Source organism: Streptomyces sp. NBC_01428, from assembly GCF_036231965.1.
In the GTDB taxonomy this organism is placed as follows: Bacteria; Actinomycetota; Actinomycetes; order Streptomycetales; family Streptomycetaceae; genus Streptomyces.
This window is the reverse complement of record NZ_CP109499.1, coordinates 1,566,951-1,584,652: the sequence shown is the minus strand read 5'-3', so window position 1 is coordinate 1,584,652 and position 17,702 is coordinate 1,566,951. Positions and strand designations below refer to the sequence as shown.

General features: G+C 71.9%; 17 protein-coding genes. 8 read left to right on the top strand and 9 right to left on the bottom strand.

The window, feature by feature from the left end:
* Positions 1-31 precede the first annotated feature (31 nt).
* Positions 32-394, top strand: a complete 363-nt coding sequence (locus tag OG406_RS06905; RefSeq protein ID WP_329184733.1) for a hypothetical protein — start codon at positions 32-34, stop codon at positions 392-394.
* Positions 395-480: 86 nt separating this feature from the next.
* Positions 481-1,206 carry a DUF2470 domain-containing protein gene (locus OG406_RS06900; protein WP_329184732.1) on the top strand — a complete coding sequence of 242 codons (726 nt, stop codon included), beginning with the start codon at positions 481-483 and terminating at the stop codon, positions 1,204-1,206.
* Here OG406_RS06900 and OG406_RS06895 read toward each other — a convergent pair.
* The 3 genes from OG406_RS06895 to OG406_RS06885 form a co-directional block, all read right to left on the bottom strand.
* The gene (locus OG406_RS06895; RefSeq protein WP_329184731.1) at positions 1,174-2,397 is read right to left on the bottom strand and encodes a lactonase family protein; all 1,224 of its coding nucleotides are present in this window, start codon (positions 2,395-2,397) and stop codon (positions 1,174-1,176) included. The genes OG406_RS06900 and OG406_RS06895 overlap by 33 nt on opposite strands.
* A gap of 115 nt (positions 2,398-2,512) precedes the next feature.
* Positions 2,513-3,574: a hypothetical protein gene (locus OG406_RS06890; RefSeq protein WP_266617757.1), complete on the bottom strand. Its 1,062-nt coding sequence runs from the start codon at positions 3,572-3,574 to the stop codon at positions 2,513-2,515.
* A gap of 95 nt (positions 3,575-3,669) precedes the next feature.
* Complete coding sequence (locus OG406_RS06885) at positions 3,670-4,932, bottom strand: FUSC family protein (protein WP_164371180.1); 1,263 nt, start codon at positions 4,930-4,932, stop codon at positions 3,670-3,672.
* A 119-nt stretch (positions 4,933-5,051) separates the two neighbouring features.
* Here OG406_RS06885 and OG406_RS06880 point away from each other — a divergent pair, with 119 nt between their 5' ends.
* Positions 5,052-5,648, top strand: a complete 597-nt coding sequence (locus OG406_RS06880) for a TIGR03086 family metal-binding protein (RefSeq protein WP_329184730.1) — start codon at positions 5,052-5,054, stop codon at positions 5,646-5,648.
* Between the two features lie 179 nt (positions 5,649-5,827).
* On the top strand, positions 5,828-6,829 hold the full coding sequence (locus tag OG406_RS06875) for a DUF3626 domain-containing protein (RefSeq protein ID WP_329184729.1): 1,002 nt from the start codon (positions 5,828-5,830) through the stop codon (positions 6,827-6,829).
* Between the two features lie 59 nt (positions 6,830-6,888).
* Here the strand turns inward: OG406_RS06875 and OG406_RS06870 are convergent, their stop codons facing one another.
* Genes OG406_RS06870 through OG406_RS06855 form a run of 4 tightly spaced genes read right to left on the bottom strand, consistent with a single transcriptional unit; the run spans position 6,889 to position 11,477 of the window.
* Entirely contained in the window at positions 6,889-8,247 is a 1,359-nt protein-coding gene (locus OG406_RS06870; protein WP_267049186.1) for a GH1 family beta-glucosidase, read from the bottom strand.
* 29 nt (positions 8,248-8,276) lie between these two features.
* Positions 8,277-9,116, bottom strand: a complete 840-nt coding sequence (locus OG406_RS06865; RefSeq protein WP_164371235.1) for a carbohydrate ABC transporter permease — start codon at positions 9,114-9,116, stop codon at positions 8,277-8,279.
* A gap of 28 nt (positions 9,117-9,144) precedes the next feature.
* On the bottom strand, positions 9,145-10,146 hold the full coding sequence (locus tag OG406_RS06860) for a carbohydrate ABC transporter permease (protein WP_164371176.1): 1,002 nt from the start codon (positions 10,144-10,146) through the stop codon (positions 9,145-9,147).
* Between the two features lie 14 nt (positions 10,147-10,160).
* Positions 10,161-11,477 (bottom strand): ABC transporter substrate-binding protein, encoded by a 1,317-nt coding sequence (locus OG406_RS06855; protein ID WP_267049187.1) that lies wholly within the window; start codon positions 11,475-11,477, stop codon positions 10,161-10,163.
* A 167-nt stretch (positions 11,478-11,644) separates the two neighbouring features.
* Here OG406_RS06855 and OG406_RS06850 point away from each other — a divergent pair, with 167 nt between their 5' ends.
* A complete protein-coding gene (locus tag OG406_RS06850; RefSeq protein ID WP_267049188.1) occupies positions 11,645-12,961 on the top strand; it encodes an ROK family transcriptional regulator in 1,317 nt (438 codons plus the stop codon).
* A 151-nt stretch (positions 12,962-13,112) separates the two neighbouring features.
* A complete protein-coding gene (locus tag OG406_RS06845) occupies positions 13,113-13,364 on the top strand; it encodes a hypothetical protein (RefSeq protein WP_266617762.1) in 252 nt (83 codons plus the stop codon).
* Between the two features lie 119 nt (positions 13,365-13,483).
* Here OG406_RS06845 and OG406_RS06840 read toward each other — a convergent pair whose 3' ends face one another.
* Both OG406_RS06840 and OG406_RS06835 read right to left on the bottom strand, forming a co-directional pair.
* Positions 13,484-14,443: an SDR family NAD(P)-dependent oxidoreductase gene (locus OG406_RS06840; protein ID WP_267049189.1), complete on the bottom strand. Its 960-nt coding sequence runs from the start codon at positions 14,441-14,443 to the stop codon at positions 13,484-13,486.
* Positions 14,444-14,762: 319 nt separating this feature from the next.
* Positions 14,763-15,791 (bottom strand): PHP domain-containing protein, encoded by a 1,029-nt coding sequence (locus OG406_RS06835; protein ID WP_329190682.1) that lies wholly within the window; start codon positions 15,789-15,791, stop codon positions 14,763-14,765.
* A 232-nt stretch (positions 15,792-16,023) separates the two neighbouring features.
* Here OG406_RS06835 and OG406_RS06830 point away from each other — a divergent pair, with 232 nt between their 5' ends.
* A complete protein-coding gene (locus OG406_RS06830) occupies positions 16,024-16,260 on the top strand; it encodes a hypothetical protein (protein ID WP_081220635.1) in 237 nt (78 codons plus the stop codon).
* Between the two features lie 364 nt (positions 16,261-16,624).
* Entirely contained in the window at positions 16,625-17,611 is a 987-nt protein-coding gene (locus tag OG406_RS06825; protein WP_329184723.1) for an aldo/keto reductase, read from the top strand.
* The last annotated feature ends 91 nt before the right edge of the window (positions 17,612-17,702 follow it).

Here is a 17,702-nt window from a genome sequence, read left to right as displayed (position 1 = left end):
CCTGCCGGAGCCGACGACAATGGGACGACGCATGGAGAACCGACGAGTGCACGGCTGTCTCGGCCTGGTGGTGGGCGTGGCGTTCGCGCTGCTCACGACGATGCTGCTGGGCCGGGCGACGAACGCCTGTGACGCGGGAGTGCACAACGCGGCGAACAGCTTCTTCCTGCTCTACTTCTTCATCCCCGCCCTCTCCGCCCTCCTCCTCATGGGCTGGGTGCTGGTGGGCGCTGTCCTGGGAGGCCACCCCCTCCTCCACATCGTCGCCCTCGCGGTGACGCTCCTCGGCCTGTGCTGGTGCGCCCTCTCCTTCTTCTGGAGCGGCGTCACCCCCACCTGTCCCGACGGCGTCCCCCTGTGGTGGCCGGGCTCCCTTCCCGCTCCCGGGTTCTGACCCTGTCCGGAACTCTCGGCGAGGCGTGGTTGGCGTACGCCCGGAACTTCGATAAGTTAGGCAAGCCTTACCTTAGGAGGAAGCTGATGGGTGACCGTGACACCTGGACGGCCGCGCCCGCCGCGGCGGAGCACGCCCGCTCGGTGCTCGCCGCGGCCTGGTCCTGCGCGGTCAGCGCGGAGGGCGGCCGGGAGGAGTTCGTCGGCGCGCACTCCGTCGCCGCCGACGGCCGGGTGCTCCTGCACGTGCCCGAGGACAGCGCGCTGCTCGCCAACGCCATCTGCGCGCCGCGCGGGGAGCCCTCCGCCGTCCTGGAGTTCGCCGACGTCGCACCGGTGCCCGTACGGAACCGGATCCGCGCCCGGCTGTGGCTCGCCGGCTGGTTCGCCGTCGAGGACGGTCACCTGGCCTTCCGGCCGACCCGCGCCGTGCTCCGCCGGCCCTCCGGGACCGTGGTGGTCGACCTGGACGAACTGGCCGCCGCCGAGCCCGACCCGCTCGCCGTCGCCGAGGCCCAGTTGCTCACCCACCTCGCCGACGCCCACCCGGACGCCGTCGAGCGGCTCACCCGCCTCGTCGAACCGGACAGCCTGCACGGCGCGGTGCGCGTCCAGCCGCTGGCCGTCGACCGGCACGGACTGACCCTGCGCATCGAGCGGGCGCGCGGCAACGGCGACGTGCGCCTGCCCTTCCACGCACCCGCCGACGACGTGTCCCAGCTCACCGAGCGCATGCACGTCCTGCTCACGCAGGCGAGTGCCGCGTCCTGTCCCCGGGCCCTACAGCGGCAGCGCACAGACCGCGACGGGTGAGGCGTACGGCTCGCCCACGCGCCGCAGTTCACCCCTCGTGTCGTCGACCTCGAAGACGGTGACCGTGCCGGACCGCTGGTTCGCCGCGAACAGCAGCCGCCCGTCCGGGGAGAGCGCGATGTGGCGCGGGAAGTCGCCGCCGACCGGCACGGTGTCCAGCAGGCGCAGCCGGGCGCCGTCCTCCTCGATCGCGTACCGCGTCAGGCTGTTGTGGCCCCGGTTGGCGAGGAAGGCGTACGAGCCGTTCGCCGTGACCACGAACTGCGCCGGGTAACTGGTGCCGCTCCCGGTGCCCGTGGACTGGGGCGCGCCGATCGTGAGGCGGCCGTCGGCCGGGTCGTAGCCGCAGACCGCCACGGTGTTGTCGACCTCGTCGGCGAGGTAGGCGTACCGTCCGCCGGGGTGGAACGTCAGATGACGCGGGCCGGCGCCCGGTTTCGCGGCCGCCCGTGACACCTCGGTGAGCGTGCCCGCGGACTCGTCGAGCCGGTAGGTGTAGACGGTGTCGGTCCCCAGATCGACGGCGAGCAGATGGCCGCCGTCGGGGGCGGCGGCGAACTGGTGCGCGTGCGGGCCCTGTTGGCCGGGACCCGGTGCCGGGCTGGAGTGCGTGACCAGGTCGGTGCGCTCACCGATCGCGCCCGAGGCGTCGAGGGGGTGAACCGCCACGCTGCCCGAGGTGTAGTTCGCGCTCAGCAGCCAACGCCCGCCCGGATGAACGGACAGGTGGCAGGGGCCCGCGCCGCCCGTGGGCCGCGAGCCGAGCACCTCGTGCCCCGGGAGCCGTACGGCCGTCACCGCGCCCGCGTCCTGCTCGTCGACCGCGTAGAGCGTGTGCCCGTCGGGATGCACCGCGAGGAAGGACGGGTTCGCGACGCCCGTCACGACACCGCCGCCGGTCACCGCGCCCGACTCCGCGTCGTACGTGGCGAGGCCGATCCCCTTCCCCGCGCCCTCGCCCGAGGTGTACGTGCCGAGATACAGCGGCCGGGGGCCGGAACGCTTCGCCGGGGGCGTGGACGGGGACGCGGCCGGGGCCTTCGGCGTCGCTCCTTCCGCGGAGGCGTCGGACTGCGGCCGGGCCGGTGCCGGGACCGTCGTGATCGCGGCGGCCCCGGCCAGGGCGCCCACGAAACGACGCCTGCTCCAGCCGCCGCCCGGGCCGTGTGACGGCTCTGCACCACTGCTCATGCCTGCACCTCGGGGTGTCGGTTGCCTCAGCTGTGACACCCACCTTGGCGTGCGCCGCGCCGCGAGTGCAAGAACGGCAACCCGCGTTGCGTAGAACGCAACGCGGGTCGGGTGTCTACCAGTCGCCGTCCCCGACCGGCTTGCCGGGCGCGTCGCCGAGCGGTTTCACCTGGTGGGGTGACGGCTGCTGCCAGGGCTCGTGGTCGTCCCCCAGCCAGTCGCCGACCGGCTTGACCGAGCCCAGCCCGTCCGCCGGCGCGAGGTCCGAGGCGTCCTCGTCGTAGTAGTCGAACCAGGGGAGTCCCGCGCGGGTGTACGCGGCACGGTCCACCGGGGACGGCGGCGGGGCCTCGCCGGTGATGCGGCGCCATTCCGGCGGCGTCACGAGATGCACGAACACCCGCCCGGCGGGCTCCTCGGCCCAGGCCTTCAGCGGCCGGTCGTCCTCATAGACCTCCTGGCGCATCGAACCGCCGACACCGAGGCCCATCGCCGGTGCGCTGCGCGCCCGCAGCGGTGCCGCGCCCGCGGCGGCGGGGGCCGCTCCCGGCGCGGGTGGCGCGGCCATCGGCATCGCCGCGCCGCCGTACGCCCCGGGTGCCATCGGCATCCGCGGGAGCTGCCGGGCCCTGCGGCGCTCCGCCTCGCGCCACGCGGCCAGCTCCCGTTCGTCCAGCGGGAACGACTGGAGCTGGACGCCGCCCCAGACCTCCTCGCCCGTGACCTGGCCCTCGACGGTCGCCCCGAGACCCAGCGGGACGGCCACGAACTGGCGGACCGTGCCCTTGCCGGAGTTGATCCCGTCCAGCCACGGCTGCCGCGGCAGTACGACGTAGTTCTGCGGGTCGCGGTGCAGCCGGGAGCTCCACGGCCTGCCCGAGACGGCGCACACCTTGCCCACGCCGACCTGCAACGCGGCCGGCTCCGCCGTGCCCGCGAAACTGAGCCACATCGCCTCGCGCAGATACACCGGCAGCATCACGCCGCCCCGGGCGCGCCACTCGGCCGGCACCCGGTCGCCGTAGTCCTCGACCCGCCGGACGGGGAACTCCCCGAGCCCCGGCGGCAGCGCGTGGGTGCCCGACTCGGGCAGCCGCAGGGTACGGATGAACCGCACCTGCACCCCGCCCGGCAGCCGCAGCGCGTTTCCGTCGATCCGTACGGTGTCCTCGGTCATCCGCCCGCCCCCTCGTCGTGTCGCTCCGCACCCGGCGCCGGCCGAACGGCGGCGCACCACTCCACGCCGTCACCCCCGCCCGCACGCCGGACCTCTCACGTAGAACGACCGGAGGCGCCGGAACGGTTCCGGTTCCGGCGCAGCCGCGACGGCAGCCGCAGCCGGCGCCGCAACCGCGCGAGATGCGGCCGGTTCTCGCGCTCCTCGCGGCCGCTGCGGTCCAGCTCCTCCAGGAGCCGGCGGGTGCGGTGCTCGGTGTCGAGCTCGTCGATGATGCGGTTGACCTCGGTGAGGACCGATCCGTGCAACTGCCACTGACTCGCGTCCCGCTGGACCTCTTCGAGGAACAGCTGGGCCAGTTTGTCCCGTGTCCCGGCCGCCGTGGCGAGCTCCGCGCTGAGCCGTTCCTCGGCGTTCTCCGCGCTGCGGCTGACGTCCGTCGTCACCAGGACGGCGAAGCTGACGATCGCGTCGGCCATCTCGGACAGCAACTCCTCCAGGACGGCACCCGCCTGCGGATCGAACAGTCGTTCCGGCTCCCGCTCCTTCGCCAGGTCGGTGAGGCTGCGCGCGAGGACCCGCAGGACCACGGTGCAGATCTCCAGGGTGTCCAGACCGGTGCGCAGGACGACCCGGTGCAGCAGCCCCTCGCGCACGCGCGGGTTCAGCTTCAGGCTGTCCTCGGCCTGCCGCAGGGCCGCGTCCACCGAGGCGATGTCGTGATCGAGGCGGCGCGCCTCGTGCAGCCGCTCGGCGGCCAGCTGGTACGGCGTGCGGCCGGCGGCCTCCTCGCCGATCCGCAACATCAACTGCCGCACCCGGCGTGCCAGATCCTCGATGGACTCGCCGGCCACCCCCACCCACACGGGAGGCGCGAGCACGAGGTTGCAGGCGAGGCCCACGACCGCGCCGATCAGCGTCTCCAGGACACGGGCCCACGCCGTGTCCCCGACCCGGGTGACCCCGAGGACCAGCATCGCGCTGATCGCCACCTCGGGGACGAACTCGCTGACCCGGACCAGATGTCCCACCCCCAGCGAGGCGAGGATGATCAGACCCAGACTCCACCAGGTCAGACCCACCAGACTGCTGAACCCGATGGCGATGACCACGCCCACCACCACGGAGTTCACCCGTCGGATGGCGGTGGTGATCGTCGAGTACAGGGTGACCTGGACGACCAGGAGAGCGGTCAGCGGGGCGGTCAGGGGCGCGGCCTCGGGACTGAGATGCACGGCCACCACGTACGCGAGGGTCGCCGCGAACGTGGATCGGAGCGTCTGGACGACCACGGGCTCCCGTCGCCGCTCGACGATCTTCGCGACGGACGCCGCCCACTCACCACGTGCCTCTTGCATCTCTTGGGCCTTCCCCTTTCACAGCTGTACGAACGTTCCCCTTGCGGACCGTATCTGTCCGCAAGGCCATCTAAGTTGAGGTCATCAGCCCGGCAGGACCGCGTCTGGAGGACTTCAGGATGAGTGACGTCGAAGGCATCGAACTGCTGACACGCGCCCACACCCGGCTGCGTGACGTGGCGGCAGGCGTTCCCGAGGGCGGGTGGGGAGCACCGACGCCGTGCGGCGAGTGGACGGTGCGGCAGGTACTCAACCACGCGCGACTCGACCAGCAGGCGTACGGCGCGGCCGTCACCGGCACCGGCTGGCCGGACTCGGACGCCTTCCAGCCCTCCGACGAGCCCGTGGCCGATGCCACCGCGGCGCTCGACAAGGTGCTCACGGACGTCGCCGGCGTCTACGCGGGGCTGCCCGCCGACATGGAGGCCGTGCCGACACCGCTCGGGCCGCTGCCGTTGCGGGTGGCCGCCGCGGCGGGTGCCATGGACGCCGGGGTGCACGCCTGGGACATCGCCGTCGCGACGGGCCAGAGGTCGCCTCTCGACGACGAGCTGGCCGGAGGCATCCGTCTCGCGGCGGACCTCCTGGCCGATCATCTCCGCGACGCGTTCGGAGTGTTCGCCGCCCCGCGCGAGACACCCGCGGACGCGGGCCCGGCCGCGTCCCTGCTGGCGTTCCTCGGCCGTGACCCGTACTGGACGCCGCGGTCGGCCTGAACCGGATGACCTGAACCGGGTGCCCGGGGGAGGGCGACCCGGCCAGGTCGCCGCCGGCAAACGAGTTGCGGACGACCCGTGCCATGGGAGATCACTGGGGGAGTGCTCCCGAGGTCACCGGCCCGGAACCGGGAGCGGCGGGTCCCGGGCCGGGCGGCGTGCTCCACGGGGAGGAACCAATGGATGTCGGGGACGGTCGGACGACGCGGCCCGGGAGCGCCCCGCGGGAGCGCGCGCTGCGCCATGTCGAGGCGCTCTCCTCTGGGCCCGCACTCGATCCCACCCTGCGGCTGACCCTGAACTTCCACCCCGACCGGTCGGCGCACGGTGTCCCGGTCCTCGACGCGCTGGCCCGGGACGGCGTCTACCGGTCACAGTTCGTCACGGGCACGAGCAACGGTGGACTGACCGCGCACCCCGGCGGCGACCGCTGGCGCTGGGAGAGCCGGATCTTCGGCTCGGCCTACGACACGGCGGCCTCCGCCGAGCGGCCCGTCTATGGCGGTCTCGACTTCCGGCGTCAAGTGGTGGGCGCCGCACCCCGGTTCGGGTCCTCGCACTTCCGCCTCACCGGCGCGGCACTGCGCCGGGCGACCTTCTGCTACCCCGACAGCGCGGCCGAACCGTCCGCGTTCGGTGTGGCGTCCCGCATGTCCCTCGTGGAACTGGCCGAGGCGGACGACCGGGACGCCCTCGACGACTACATCGAGGCACAGGTCCACGGACCGGTGGTCCTGGCCAGGGACGTGGAGGCGCTGGTTCTCGACCCGTCCTACCGCGGCACCCCCGTCGAGGCCGCGGCCGACCGCCTGCCCTGCCCGGTCGCCTGGCATCCCGGCTACCGCCTCGACGTCGCCGAACTGCGCAGACACCCCGGCTTCCGCGGCCCCGAGTTCGTCGAACTCGGCGCGGAGATCGCCGAGAACGGCCGGCTGGACCCCCGCGTCATCGGCGACGCCGCCCGAACGGGACGCCACGACCTCCAGGACCTCAAGAAGGTCTGGCACTGCCTCGCCCGCTTCGGGGCCCCACCGGGAGCGGGGACGGCGAGGGGCGGTCGCACGCCGGAGTACGGGGTGCCCGGCACGTGGACCGCCCGTGAGCCGGCCGCCCCGCGGCGCGCCGCCGCTCTCGACGAGATCGGCCGGAGCGCGAACGCCCCGGCCGGCAACGGCTCCTGAACCCGGCGATGGCGCGACCCCTCGACGAGGGGCCGCGCCACCACCGGACGCTCCTACGGTCAGGCCGCGTTGCGACCCCGTCCGAGGTGCTCGCGGACGATCTCCGCGTAGCGGTGACCACTGCCCTTGATCGTGCGCTTCTGGGTCTTGTAGTCGACGTGCACCAGACCGAACCGCTTGTCGTAGCCGTACGCCCACTCGAAGTTGTCCAGCAGCGACCAGGCGAAGTAGCCGGCCAGCGGGACACCCTTGCGCACCGCGGAGGTACAGGCCGCCAGGTGCTGCTCCAGGTAGGCGGCGCGCTCCGGGTCGTCGACGACGCCGTCGGGGCGCACGACGTCGGGATACGCGGAGCCGTTCTCCGTGATGTACAGCTTGCGGGCGCCGTAGTCGTGCGTCAGACGGAGCAGCAGACGCTCGATACCCGCGGCCTCGACCTCCCAGTCCATGGCGGTACGGGGCACGCCGGGCCGGCTGATCGAGCGGACGTGCGGGGCCGGTCCCGTCGGGTCGTCGGCGACCGTGGACGGGAAGTAGTAGTTCAGGCCCAGCCAGTCCAGCGGCGCGGCGATCGTCTCCAGGTCGCCCGCCACCTCGGGGAGTTCGACCCCGTACACCTCGACCATGTCGGCGGGGAAGCCGCGGCCGTGCACCGGGTCGAGCCACCAGCGGTTGGTGTGTCCGTCGAGCCGCTTCGCCGCGGCGACGTCCTCGGGACGGTCCGTGGCCGGCTGGATGTCGGACAGGTTGTTGACGATGCCGACCTGGGCGCCGGGCACGGCGGCACGGATCGCCTGGGTGGCGAGACCGTGTCCGAGGAGCAGGTGGTACGAGGTGCGGACCGCGGCCGTGAGGTCGGTGAAGCCCGGGGCCATCCGGCCCTCGAGGTGACCGATCCACGCCGAGCACAGCGGCTCGTTGAGCGTGGTCCAGTGCTTGACGCGGTCGCCGAGCCGCTCCGCCACCACCGACGCGTACGCGGCGAAGTGCTCCGCGGTGTCACGGGCCGGCCAGCCGCCGCGGTCCTGGAGCACCTGCGGCAGGTCCCAGTGGTAGAGGGTCACGGAGGGGGTGATGCCCGCCTCCAGCAGCCCGTCGATCAACTCGTCGTAGAACGCGAGTCCCTTCGCGTTGACCGGTCCGTCGCCCCCCGGCACCACGCGCGGCCAGGCGACGGACAACCGGTAGGCGTTGGTGCCCAGTTGACGCATGAGGTCGATGTCCTCGCGCCAACGGTGGTAGTGATCGCAGGCCGCGTCCCCGTCGTCGCCGTTGTCGATCTTGCCCGGGGTGTGCGAGAAGGTGTCCCAGATCGAGGGGGAGCGGCCGTCCTCGCTGACGGCACCCTCGATCTGGTAGGCCGACGTGGCCGTGCCCCACAGGAAGTCCTCGGGGAGGGCGGCAAGGTCGATGGTCACTGAAGTCCCTTCGTCATCAATGGAATCGGTCACTTCACGGCTCCCGCGGTCAGCCCGGCGACGAGATAGCGCTGGAGCAGCAGGAAGCCGGCGACCACAGGAACGCTGACGACCAGCGAGGCGGCCATGATCTGGTTCCAGTACACGTCGTTGAGCGTGGAGTAGCCCTGAAGCCCGACGGCGAGCGTTCGGGTGGCGTCGTTGGTCATCACGGACGCGAACAGCACTTCGCCCCAGGCGGTCATGAAGGCGTAGACGGCGACCGCGACGATGCCGGGGATCGCGGCCGGCACGACCACCCGGAACAGCGCCCCGAGCGGCCCGCAGCCGTCCACCAGCGCCGCCTCGTCGAGATCGCGCGGCACCGAGTCGAAGTACCCGATCAGCATCCAGATCGAGAACGGCAGCGAGAAGGTCAGATACGTGAGGATCAGACCGCCGCGCGAGCCGAACAGGGCGATGCCCGTCGCGTTCCCGATGTTGACGTAGAGGAGGAACAGCGGCAGCAGGAAGAGGATGCCGGGGAACATCTGCGTCGACAGCACGGTGACCGTGAAGACGCGCTTGCCGCGGAAGTTGTAGCGGCTCACGGCGTACGCGGAGAAGACCGCGATCACGACGGAGAGGGCCGTGGCCGCCCCCGCCACGATCAGCGAGTTCACGAAGTACCGCGCCAGCGGCACCGTCGACCAGATGTCGACGTACGGCCGGATCGTCAGACCGCTCGGCAGCCAGCGGAACTTGCCGGTGACGTCCGCGAGCGGCTTCAGCGAGCTGGAGATCATGACGTACACCGGCACCAGGACGAATCCGGTGAGCAGCGTCAGGAAGACCGCGCGGCCCGCCTGGAAGGACCGCGGCGGCGCCATCGGCGAGCGCGGCCGGGTGGTGGAGGTGCTAGACATCGGCCGTCTTCCTTCCCCGGGAGGTCAGCAGCAGGTAGACGCCCGTGACGACGAGCAGGAAGAGCAGCAGCAGCACGGACATCGCCGAGCCGGTGCCGAAGTTCCAGGTCACGAAGGACGCCTGGTAGATGTGGACCGAGATGAGGTCCGCCGCTTCCGGGGCCGTCTTGCCGAACAGGACGAACGGCGTGTTGAAGTCGTTGAACGTCCACAGGAACAGCACCAGGACGAGCACCTGGTTGACCGGCCGCAGCGACGGGAGCGTGATGCGGCGCAGTTGCTGCCACATGCCGGCCCCGTCGAGAGCAGCCGCCTCGTACAGCTCGCCCGGGATGTTCTGCAGGCCCGCCATGACGATCAGGAAGGCGAACGGCCAGCCCTTCCAGACGGACACGGTGAGCAGGGCGTAGAAGCTGTTGTCGCCGATCAGCCAGAAGGACGGCTCGTCGGTGAGGTGCAGCTGGTCGTGCAGGACGTGGTTCACGAGGCCGTTGTCGTGCTGGAACATGAAGACCCAGGTGATGACGGCCGCGTACACGGGCAGCGCGTACGGCACGAGGAACAGGGCCCTCAGGATGCCGCGCCCGCGGAAGGTGTCCTGCATGTAGATCGCGGCGGCGGTGCCGATGAGCCAGCACAGCCCGACCGAGAGCAGGGTGAAGACGACGGTGACGAAGAACGAGTGCAGCAGCGCCTTGCCGACGGGTGCGTCGAAGTCCACCGACACCGAGTAGTTGTCGAAGCCGGACCAGGGCGCGGTGCCCCAGTTGCTGATGTAGACCTGGGTGAGCTCCTTGAAGCTCATCACGATGCCGATCACCATCGGCACCAGGTGGACGAGGAGTTCGAGGACCAGGGCGGGCAGGAGCAGGAGGTAGGGCAGTCCGATGCGCTTGATCCGCCCGGGGCGGCGCGGGCCTCGCGCCGCCCCGGGGGAGCTCTCGCGCACCGTCGTCTCGCCGGGTTCGGCGGAGGCGGCGGTCGTGGTGGTCATCGTGGTTCCCGCACTCACTTCTTGGGCATCTGCTGCTGGGCCTTCTCGAGCGCCGCCTTCACCGAGGCCGTGGTCACCGCTTTACCGCCGGCCGCGTCGGCGAACAGCTCCTTGACGGCGGTGCCGACCGCGGTCTCGAACTGGGACTCGTCCGCCACCTGCGGAAGGGCCGCCGCGCTCTTCGCCAGGGTGTCCTTGAGGACCGCGTTCGCCGGGTCGGTGAAGGGCGCGACCTCCTGCGCCGTCTTGACCGGCGGGATCGAGGTGTACGCCGTGTTGAGGATCTTCTGCTCGGCGTCGCTGGTCAGGAACTTGACGAACTTGGTCGATCCGTCGAGGTTCTTGGTGTTCTTGAACACCGCGAGGTTGATGCCCGCGACCATGGAGTTGGTGTTCGTGCCCGTGCCGGGGGTGCCGGACTGCACGGGCACCGGGGCGATGCCGTACGCGTCGGGGCTCATGCCCTGCGACTTGAGGTTGGCCGCCGCGGACTGCCACAGCAGCATGGCGTTCTTACCCTTGGCGAAGTCGCTGATGGACTGGTTCTGGGCGTACTCGGCGTTGCCCGGGGCGATGATCTTGTCCTTCGCCATCAGGTCGACGTACTGCTTGACCGCGGCCACCACACCGTCGTTGGTGAAGTCGGCGGTTCCGTCGGCCTTGAAGAAGTCCGCGCCGTGCTGCTTGGCGAAGACGAACGCGTGGTGGATGTTCTCCGACACGTTCGCGCCCTCGGCGCCGATGCCCCACTTGCCGCCCTTGGACAGCTTCTTGCCGTCGGCGACGAGCTCGTCCCAGGTGGCCGGCGGCTTGGAGATGCCCGCGTCGGCGAACATCGCCTTGTTGTAGTACAGCGCGTACGCCATCGAGTACAGCGGGACCGCGGCCGGGTCCTTGCCCTCGGCGCCGGTCGAGCCGAGCGCGGAGTCGACGAAGCGGTCCTTGCCGCCGATCTTGTCGAAGTTCTTCGCGTCCCACGGCAGCAGCGCACCGGTGGCCTGCAGCGAGGCGCTCCAGGTGTTGCCGATGTTGAGCACGTCGGGGCCCTGACCCGAGGTGGTGGCCGTGAGGATCCGGTTCAGCAGGTCCGACCAGGGGACGACCTCCAGCTTGACCTTGATGCCGGTCTGCTTCTCGAACTTGGCGAGCTCGGGTGCGAGCACCTTCTTGTCGATCGAGATGCTGGCGCCCTGGTTGGACGCCCAGTACGTGAGCGTCTTGGGCGAGTCGTTGGACCCGCCACCGTTCGACGAGCCGCCGCCACAGGCGGTCGCGGCGGTCAGCAGGGTGATGGTGACCGCACCGGCGGCCGCGGCTCGGATTCTGCGCATGGCTGCGTATGTCCCTTTCCCGGAGGGAGCCATGAGGAGCGCCCGCGTTCACTTCCCGAACGATCCTCATGGCTTAATTTAGGACGTGAGTTAAGACCCGGAAGAAAGTCGCGTCAAGGGATCGCGCAGGGGTATCTTGCAGGTCGGGCAGGCCGGAAGGGAATCACATGGCGGCGCGGAACGGTCGGACAGTGCGTGACCTGCGACGGGGCAACCGCACCGCCGTACTGCAACGGTTGTATTTCGATGGGCCGATGAGTCGCTACGAGCTCGGTCCCGCGACCGGGCTCAGCTCCGGATCCATCAGCAACGTCGTCGCCGAACTCGTCGCGGACGGACTCGTGGAGGAGGCCGGCAGCGTCGACTCCGACGGCGGCCGCCCCCGCACCCTGCTGCGCGTGGTCCCCGGCAGCGGCCACATGATCGGCGTCGACGTCGGCGAAACCCGGGTCCGCGTCGAGCTGTTCGACCTGACCCTCACCGAACTCGCCAGAGTGGAAAGGCCGTTGGAGCGGCACAGCATCGACCGCCCGCTCCGCAGCCAGGGGTACGACGTCGACGTCATCGTCGGCCACATCCGCGACGGCATCGCCGAGGTGCTCGCCGAGGCGGGCATCGCCCCGCACCAGCTGCTCGGGGTCGGCCTCGGCGTACCCGGCATCGTCGACCGCACCCCCGAGCGCGGCGCGGTCGTGCACGGCCAGACCATCGGCTGGGACGCCGTCCCGCTGGAGTCCCTGCTCCGTTCCGCCTGCGAACTCCCCGACACCGTCCCGTACTTCGCGGACAACGGCGCCCGCACCCTCGGCCAGGCCGAGATGTGGTTCGGCGCCGGACGCGGCGCGCGCAACGCGGTCGTCGTCCTCTTCGGCTCCGGCGTCGGCGCCTGCCTGGTCACCGACGAGGTGGAGAACGGCCGGTCCGTCGAATGGGGCCATCTGACGGTACGGGTCAGGGGACGCCGCTGCCGCTGCGGCTCCCTCGGCTGCCTGGAGGCGTACGCGGGAGCGGAGGCGCTGCTCGACCGCTGGCGCGAGGAGGGCGGACACCCCCCGGAGGGCACCGACGAGGAGACGGCGCTGACCGCGATGCTGGCCGCCGCCTACCCGCCCGAGGGCACCGCCTCCGACCCCATCGCCCTCGCCGTCCTCGAGGAGACCGCCGAGTACCTCGGCGCCGGACTCTCCGACCTGATCAACCTCTTCCAGCCCGAGCGCATCCTCATCGGCGGCTGGGCGGGCCTCCAGCTCGGCTCGCGCTTCCTGCCCGCCGTGCGCCGCTACGCGATCTCGTACTCCCTGCGCTATCCCGCCCAGCGGGTCACCGTGGACCTCGGCCGACTCGGCCCGGACGCGGTCACCGTGGGCGCCGCGATCCTGCCGCTCGCCGACTTCTTCGCGCGCGGCGGCCGGCGCGCGGAACCGGCGCCCACCGGTCCCTCGCCCGCCTGGCGCACGGCCCTGGAGGAGCGGGCGCCCCACTGACGTCCGTGCGGGCGAGAACGCGAGGTCAGCGGGCACGCGGGGGTTTCACCGGCGGGTGTCGAGGTACTCGGACGACGTCCGGAGGTGGCCCGCCCGACGCTGTGCGGGCCGCCCCGGCACGCCCCGATCCGCCCCACGAACGGAGTGCGCCGTGAGCGACGAGCTTCCGCAGGCCCCCGGTGAGACCCCTCACCCGGTACCGCGGGACATGCCCGACCAGCAGGCCCACGAGGGCGACGACCCCTGGGACGTCGTCTCGGGGCAGGACGGGCCCGAACTCGGCGAGGACGAACCGGCGACGGACGTCCCCGACACCGACGAGGCGGGCACCGCCCGGCAGGGCGTCCCCCGCTCGGACACCGTGCACCCCGAGGACCCGGGGCCGGAGGAGTCCCCGGCCTGAGCGGCCGGAGGACGTGCGCGCCGCCATCACGTGGCCACGCGCCGGAGTCACCGTCAACGCGACGGGGGGCCACGGGAGTCGCTCCCATGGCCCCCCGTCGCGGACGAGGTCCGGGCGGCTCAGGCGAAGGCGTTCACCCCGGTCAGCTCCGCCGACAGCGCCCACAGCCGGGTGGCCTGCTCGGGGTCGGTGGCGTACGCCTTCACTCCGGTCCGGGAGTCGTCCTCCGGCGCGGGCTCGGCGATGTCGCAGTCCTCGCAGTACACCCCGCCGAGGCCCGCCAGCCGCGGCGACGTCGCGGCCCAGACCTGGGTGGCCGCGCCCTGCTCCGGCGTCTTGAACAGGTCGGGGTGCAGGACGTCGCCGTTCTCGTCGATCCACCCGCGCTCGACCATCTCCTCCTTGGGCAGGTGCCGCTGGAGGGGCGTGAGGATGCCGCCCGGGTGCAGGGCGAACGCCCGTACGCCCGAGTCCCGGCCGAGCCGGTCGAGCTCCACGGCGAACAGCACGTTCGCCGTCTTCGCCTGCCCGTACGCCTCCCACTTGTCGTAGCCGGTGCGCCAGTGCACGTCGTCCCAGCGGATGCCGGAGGTGTGGTGGCCGGTGGAGGAGACCGACACGACCCGCGCCCCGCCCGGTGCGATCGCCGGCCACAGCCGGTTGACCAGCGCGAAGTGGCCGAGGTGGTTGGTCGCGAACTGAGCCTCCCAGCCGGGGCCGACCCGCGTCTCGGGGCAGGCCATGATGCCCGCGCTGTCGATGACGATGTCGACGGTGCGTCCGGAGGCGAGGAACCGCTCGGCGAAGGCCCGCACGCTCTCCAGGTCGCCGAGGTCCAGCTCGTCCGTCTCGACGCCGTCGATGCCCTCCAGGGCCTCACGGGCGGCCTCCGGGCGCCGCGCCGGGACCACCACGTGGGCGCCCGCGCGGGCCAGTGCCCGGGTCGTCTCCAGACCGATGCCCGAATAGCCGCCGGTGACGATCGCGAGCTTGCCGGAGAGGTCGATCCCCTCCAGGACCTCGTCGGCGGTGCTCTTGGCGCCGAAACCCGAACCGATCTTGTGCTGTGCAGTGCTCATGTCCTGAACGCTACGAATTGGAGCGGACTCCAAGTCAAGCGGACACGGCATCCGTGGCCCGCGGTCGGCGACCGGGGGGCGGGGGAGGGCAAGGGAAAGGCCCCGACCGGACGGGGGAATCGCGGTCGGGGCCGTCTGTGGGTGGGCACGGATGGCGGTCGCCTCTCGGCGAAACGCTCCACAGGGCTTCAGCCGAACGATCGTCCCTGTGGGCAAAAGGTGAGGCCCGGGGACACTGTCCCATCCGCACCCACGAGTCGTTCAACGGGAAACTACCGGTCGGTGTTCCCCGGGGTGTCCGAACCGACGGTGATGTGCGTCACGCCCCGGCGGGTGTCCGGCGCGTCCTGGCCCAGGCGAGCAGATCGTCCACGCCCCAGGTGGTGATCACCCGGCCTGCGGGCACCCCGCACTCCTCGGCCCGCGCGCAGCCGTAGACCTGCCAGTCCAGTTGCCCCGGCGCGTGCGCGTCGGTGTCCAGCGAGAACAGGACGCCCGCCTCGACCGCGCGGCGCAGCAGCCGGCGCGGCGGGTCGAGGCGCTCGGGACGGCTGTTGATCTCGACGGCCGTCCCCGTCTCGGCGCAGGCCGCGAAGACGGCGTCCGCGTCGAACGCCGACTCGGGCCGGCCGCGCTCGCCGATGAGGCGGCCGGTGCAGTGCCCGAGCACGTCCGAGAGCGGATTGCGTACGGCGGCGATCATCCGGCGGGTCATCGAAGGACCGTCCATGCGCAGTTTGGAGTGCACCGACACGACCACCACGTCGAGTCGTTCCAGCAGCTCCGGCTCCTGGTCGAGCGAGCCGTCGTCGAGGATGTCGCACTCGATGCCGGTCAGCAGCCGGAAGGGCGCCCAGCGCTCGTTCAGGTCCGCGACGACCGCCAGCTGTTCCCGCAGCCGCTCGGGGGACAGTCCGCGGGCCACGGTCAGCCGCGGCGAGTGGTCGGTGAGCACCGCCCAGTCGTGGCCGAGCCGGGCGGCGGCCCGCCCCATGTCCTCGATCGGACTGCCGCCGTCCGACCAGTCGGAGTGCAGATGACAGTCCCCGCGCAGCAGCGCCCGCAGAGCCGTACCGCCCTCGATGAGCGGCCCTCCGACCTCCCGCTCCACCGTCGCCAGATAGCCGGGCACCTCACCGGCCAGCGCCTCCCGGACCACCTGGGCGGTCTTCGGGCCGACGCCCTTGAGCTTCTCCAGCGAGCCGTTGCCCGCCCGCTCGCGCACCTCGTCCGCGGGGAGCGCCGCGAGCACCGCCTCCGCCGTGCGGAAGGCCCGTACGCGATAGGTGGGGGCGAGGCTCCGCTCCAGCAGGAACGCGATGCGGTCCAGGGCCTCCACGGGGTCCATCGCCACCTCCTCGCCGCGGTCGCGCAGGCCGCCGCCCGCTTCTCCCAGGGTTGCCCAGCCGTCCTCCGGCCGCACGACGGAAGCGGCGAGCCGGCCCGCGGACGACAGCCGCAGGCGGCTCACCCGGCTGGGTGAACAACGGATTCCCGCAGCTCCGGGGCCTTCCGGGCGCGACGGGTCCGTGGCTCCCGGGCGCCGCGCTGACCGGCGACAACCGCTTTACGATCTAGCCATGACCGAAAGCTCGAGCCCGTACATCTCCCGCCCACGGATCTTGGTGCTCGGGGTGCAGCCGGGCACGCCGCCGTTCCGGATCATGGAGATCGACGGTGAGATGGTCGGCGAGGCGAGGGCGATCACGGACGTCCTGGAGTACGCCGCCGCGTACGGCATCACCGTGCACGACCTCGACGACCCCGACGTGGTCCGCTGGGTCGGCGGCGACAAGCTCACGTGGGTGCCGCGCTGACACGGGGCCCGGCGGACGGGGGCGGCCCGGCCCTCGCGGGATGAGCCGGACGCGACCGCCGCCTGTGCCCACCCGGCGGCCCACGGGTGCCGGATGCGCGAAGAGTCCGGGTGGGACGTTCCCGGCAGATACTTCGCCGCCCACCCATGGAGGTTCCACAAGGGAGCGGTCCGGTCACGGAACCCGACCGAGGGCCGGCTTCCGACGGAGTCCCCCTTGCGGGCCGGCGCAATTCGTCTCCAGATCTTGGCCCACTGTCAGGGGCGTCCTGGGCCACCGCTGCGCCCGTCGACGGCCGCTTCACCGCACACGGACGGGGGTGGCTGTCGTCGCCTCGTTCCAGCGACCGCACGAGGAGACACAGATGCATACCCGCACCCTGGGCCAGGGGTTGAAGGTCTCGGCCGTCGGACTGGGCGCCATGGGCATGTCCCAGTCGTACGGGCCCAACCCGGGTGACCGCGACGACATGATCGCCGTCCTGCGCGGCGCGCTGGAGCGGGGCGTCACCTTCTTCGACACCGCCGAGGTCTACGGGCCGTACGTGAACGAGGAGTTGGTGGGCGAGGCCCTTGCACCGGTGCGCGACCAGGCCGTGATCGCCACCAAGTTCGGCTGGCGTATCGAGGACGGGCGGGCGACGGGACTGGACAGCCGCCCCGAGCAGATCCGGCGGGTGGCCGATGCCGCCCTGCGTCGTCTGCGTACGGACACGATCGACCTCTTCTACCAGCACCGGGTCGATCCCCAGGTCCCGATCGAGGAGGTCGCGGGCACCGTCGGCGACCTCATCGGGGCGGGCAAGGTACGCCACTTCGGCCTGTCCGAGGCGTCGGCGGCCACCATCCGCCGTGCCCACGCGACCTGCCCCGTGACCGCCGTGCAGAGCGAGTACTCCCTGTGGACCCGCGACCCCGAGCCCGAGGTCCTGCCCACACTGGCCGAACTCAGCATCGGCTTCGTGCCGTTCAGTCCGTTGGGCAAGGGCTTCCTCACCGGCAGCGTGAGCACCGGCACCGTGTTCACCGACGGAGACATCCGCACCACGATCCCGCGTTTCAGCGACGACAATCGTGCCGCCAACCAAGCCCTGGTCGATCACGTCACCGCGCTCGCCCACGGCAAGCACGCCACGCCCGGCCAGGTGGCGCTGGCCTGGCTGCTGGCGCAGCAGCCGTGGATCGTGCCTATTCCCGGCACGCGGCGGATCGAGCGCGTCGCGGAGAACGCGGCCGCGACCGAAGTGGCACTGTCGGCCGACGAGGTGGCCGATCTCAACGCCGTGGCCGCGCGCCTGGGCGTGCACGGAGACCGCTACAACGAGCAGCACATGGGCCTCGTCGACACGTGAGAGCCCGGCCCGGCGGGATCGGCCGAGCTCGGGAGACCGCGCATTCCTCCCTCGCTCCCCGCACGGGCACGTCGACGGCGCTCGGCGGGAC

Coding starts and splice junctions, on each gene's coding strand:
- OG406_RS06880 (WP_329184730.1), top strand. CDS start 5,052: ATGAGTGACGTCGAAGGCATCGAACTGCTGACACGCGCCCACACCCGG.
- OG406_RS06900 (WP_329184732.1), top strand. CDS start 481: ATGGGTGACCGTGACACCTGGACGGCCGCGCCCGCCGCGGCGGAGCAC.
- OG406_RS06855 (WP_267049187.1), bottom strand. CDS start 11,477: ATGCGCAGAATCCGAGCCGCGGCCGCCGGTGCGGTCACCATCACCCTG.
- OG406_RS06895 (WP_329184731.1), bottom strand. CDS start 2,397: ATGAGCAGTGGTGCAGAGCCGTCACACGGCCCGGGCGGCGGCTGGAGC.
- OG406_RS06830 (WP_081220635.1), top strand. CDS start 16,024: ATGACCGAAAGCTCGAGCCCGTACATCTCCCGCCCACGGATCTTGGTG.
- OG406_RS06885 (WP_164371180.1), bottom strand. CDS start 4,932: ATGCAAGAGGCACGTGGTGAGTGGGCGGCGTCCGTCGCGAAGATCGTC.
- OG406_RS06835 (WP_329190682.1), bottom strand. CDS start 15,791: ATGGACCCCGTGGAGGCCCTGGACCGCATCGCGTTCCTGCTGGAGCGG.
- OG406_RS06905 (WP_329184733.1), top strand. CDS start 32: ATGGAGAACCGACGAGTGCACGGCTGTCTCGGCCTGGTGGTGGGCGTG.
- OG406_RS06860 (WP_164371176.1), bottom strand. CDS start 10,146: ATGACCACCACGACCGCCGCCTCCGCCGAACCCGGCGAGACGACGGTG.
- OG406_RS06875 (WP_329184729.1), top strand. CDS start 5,828: ATGGATGTCGGGGACGGTCGGACGACGCGGCCCGGGAGCGCCCCGCGG.
- OG406_RS06850 (WP_267049188.1), top strand. CDS start 11,645: ATGGCGGCGCGGAACGGTCGGACAGTGCGTGACCTGCGACGGGGCAAC.
- OG406_RS06825 (WP_329184723.1), top strand. CDS start 16,625: ATGCATACCCGCACCCTGGGCCAGGGGTTGAAGGTCTCGGCCGTCGGA.
- OG406_RS06865 (WP_164371235.1), bottom strand. CDS start 9,116: ATGGCGCCGCCGCGGTCCTTCCAGGCGGGCCGCGCGGTCTTCCTGACG.
- OG406_RS06840 (WP_267049189.1), bottom strand. CDS start 14,443: ATGAGCACTGCACAGCACAAGATCGGTTCGGGTTTCGGCGCCAAGAGC.
- OG406_RS06890 (WP_266617757.1), bottom strand. CDS start 3,574: ATGACCGAGGACACCGTACGGATCGACGGAAACGCGCTGCGGCTGCCG.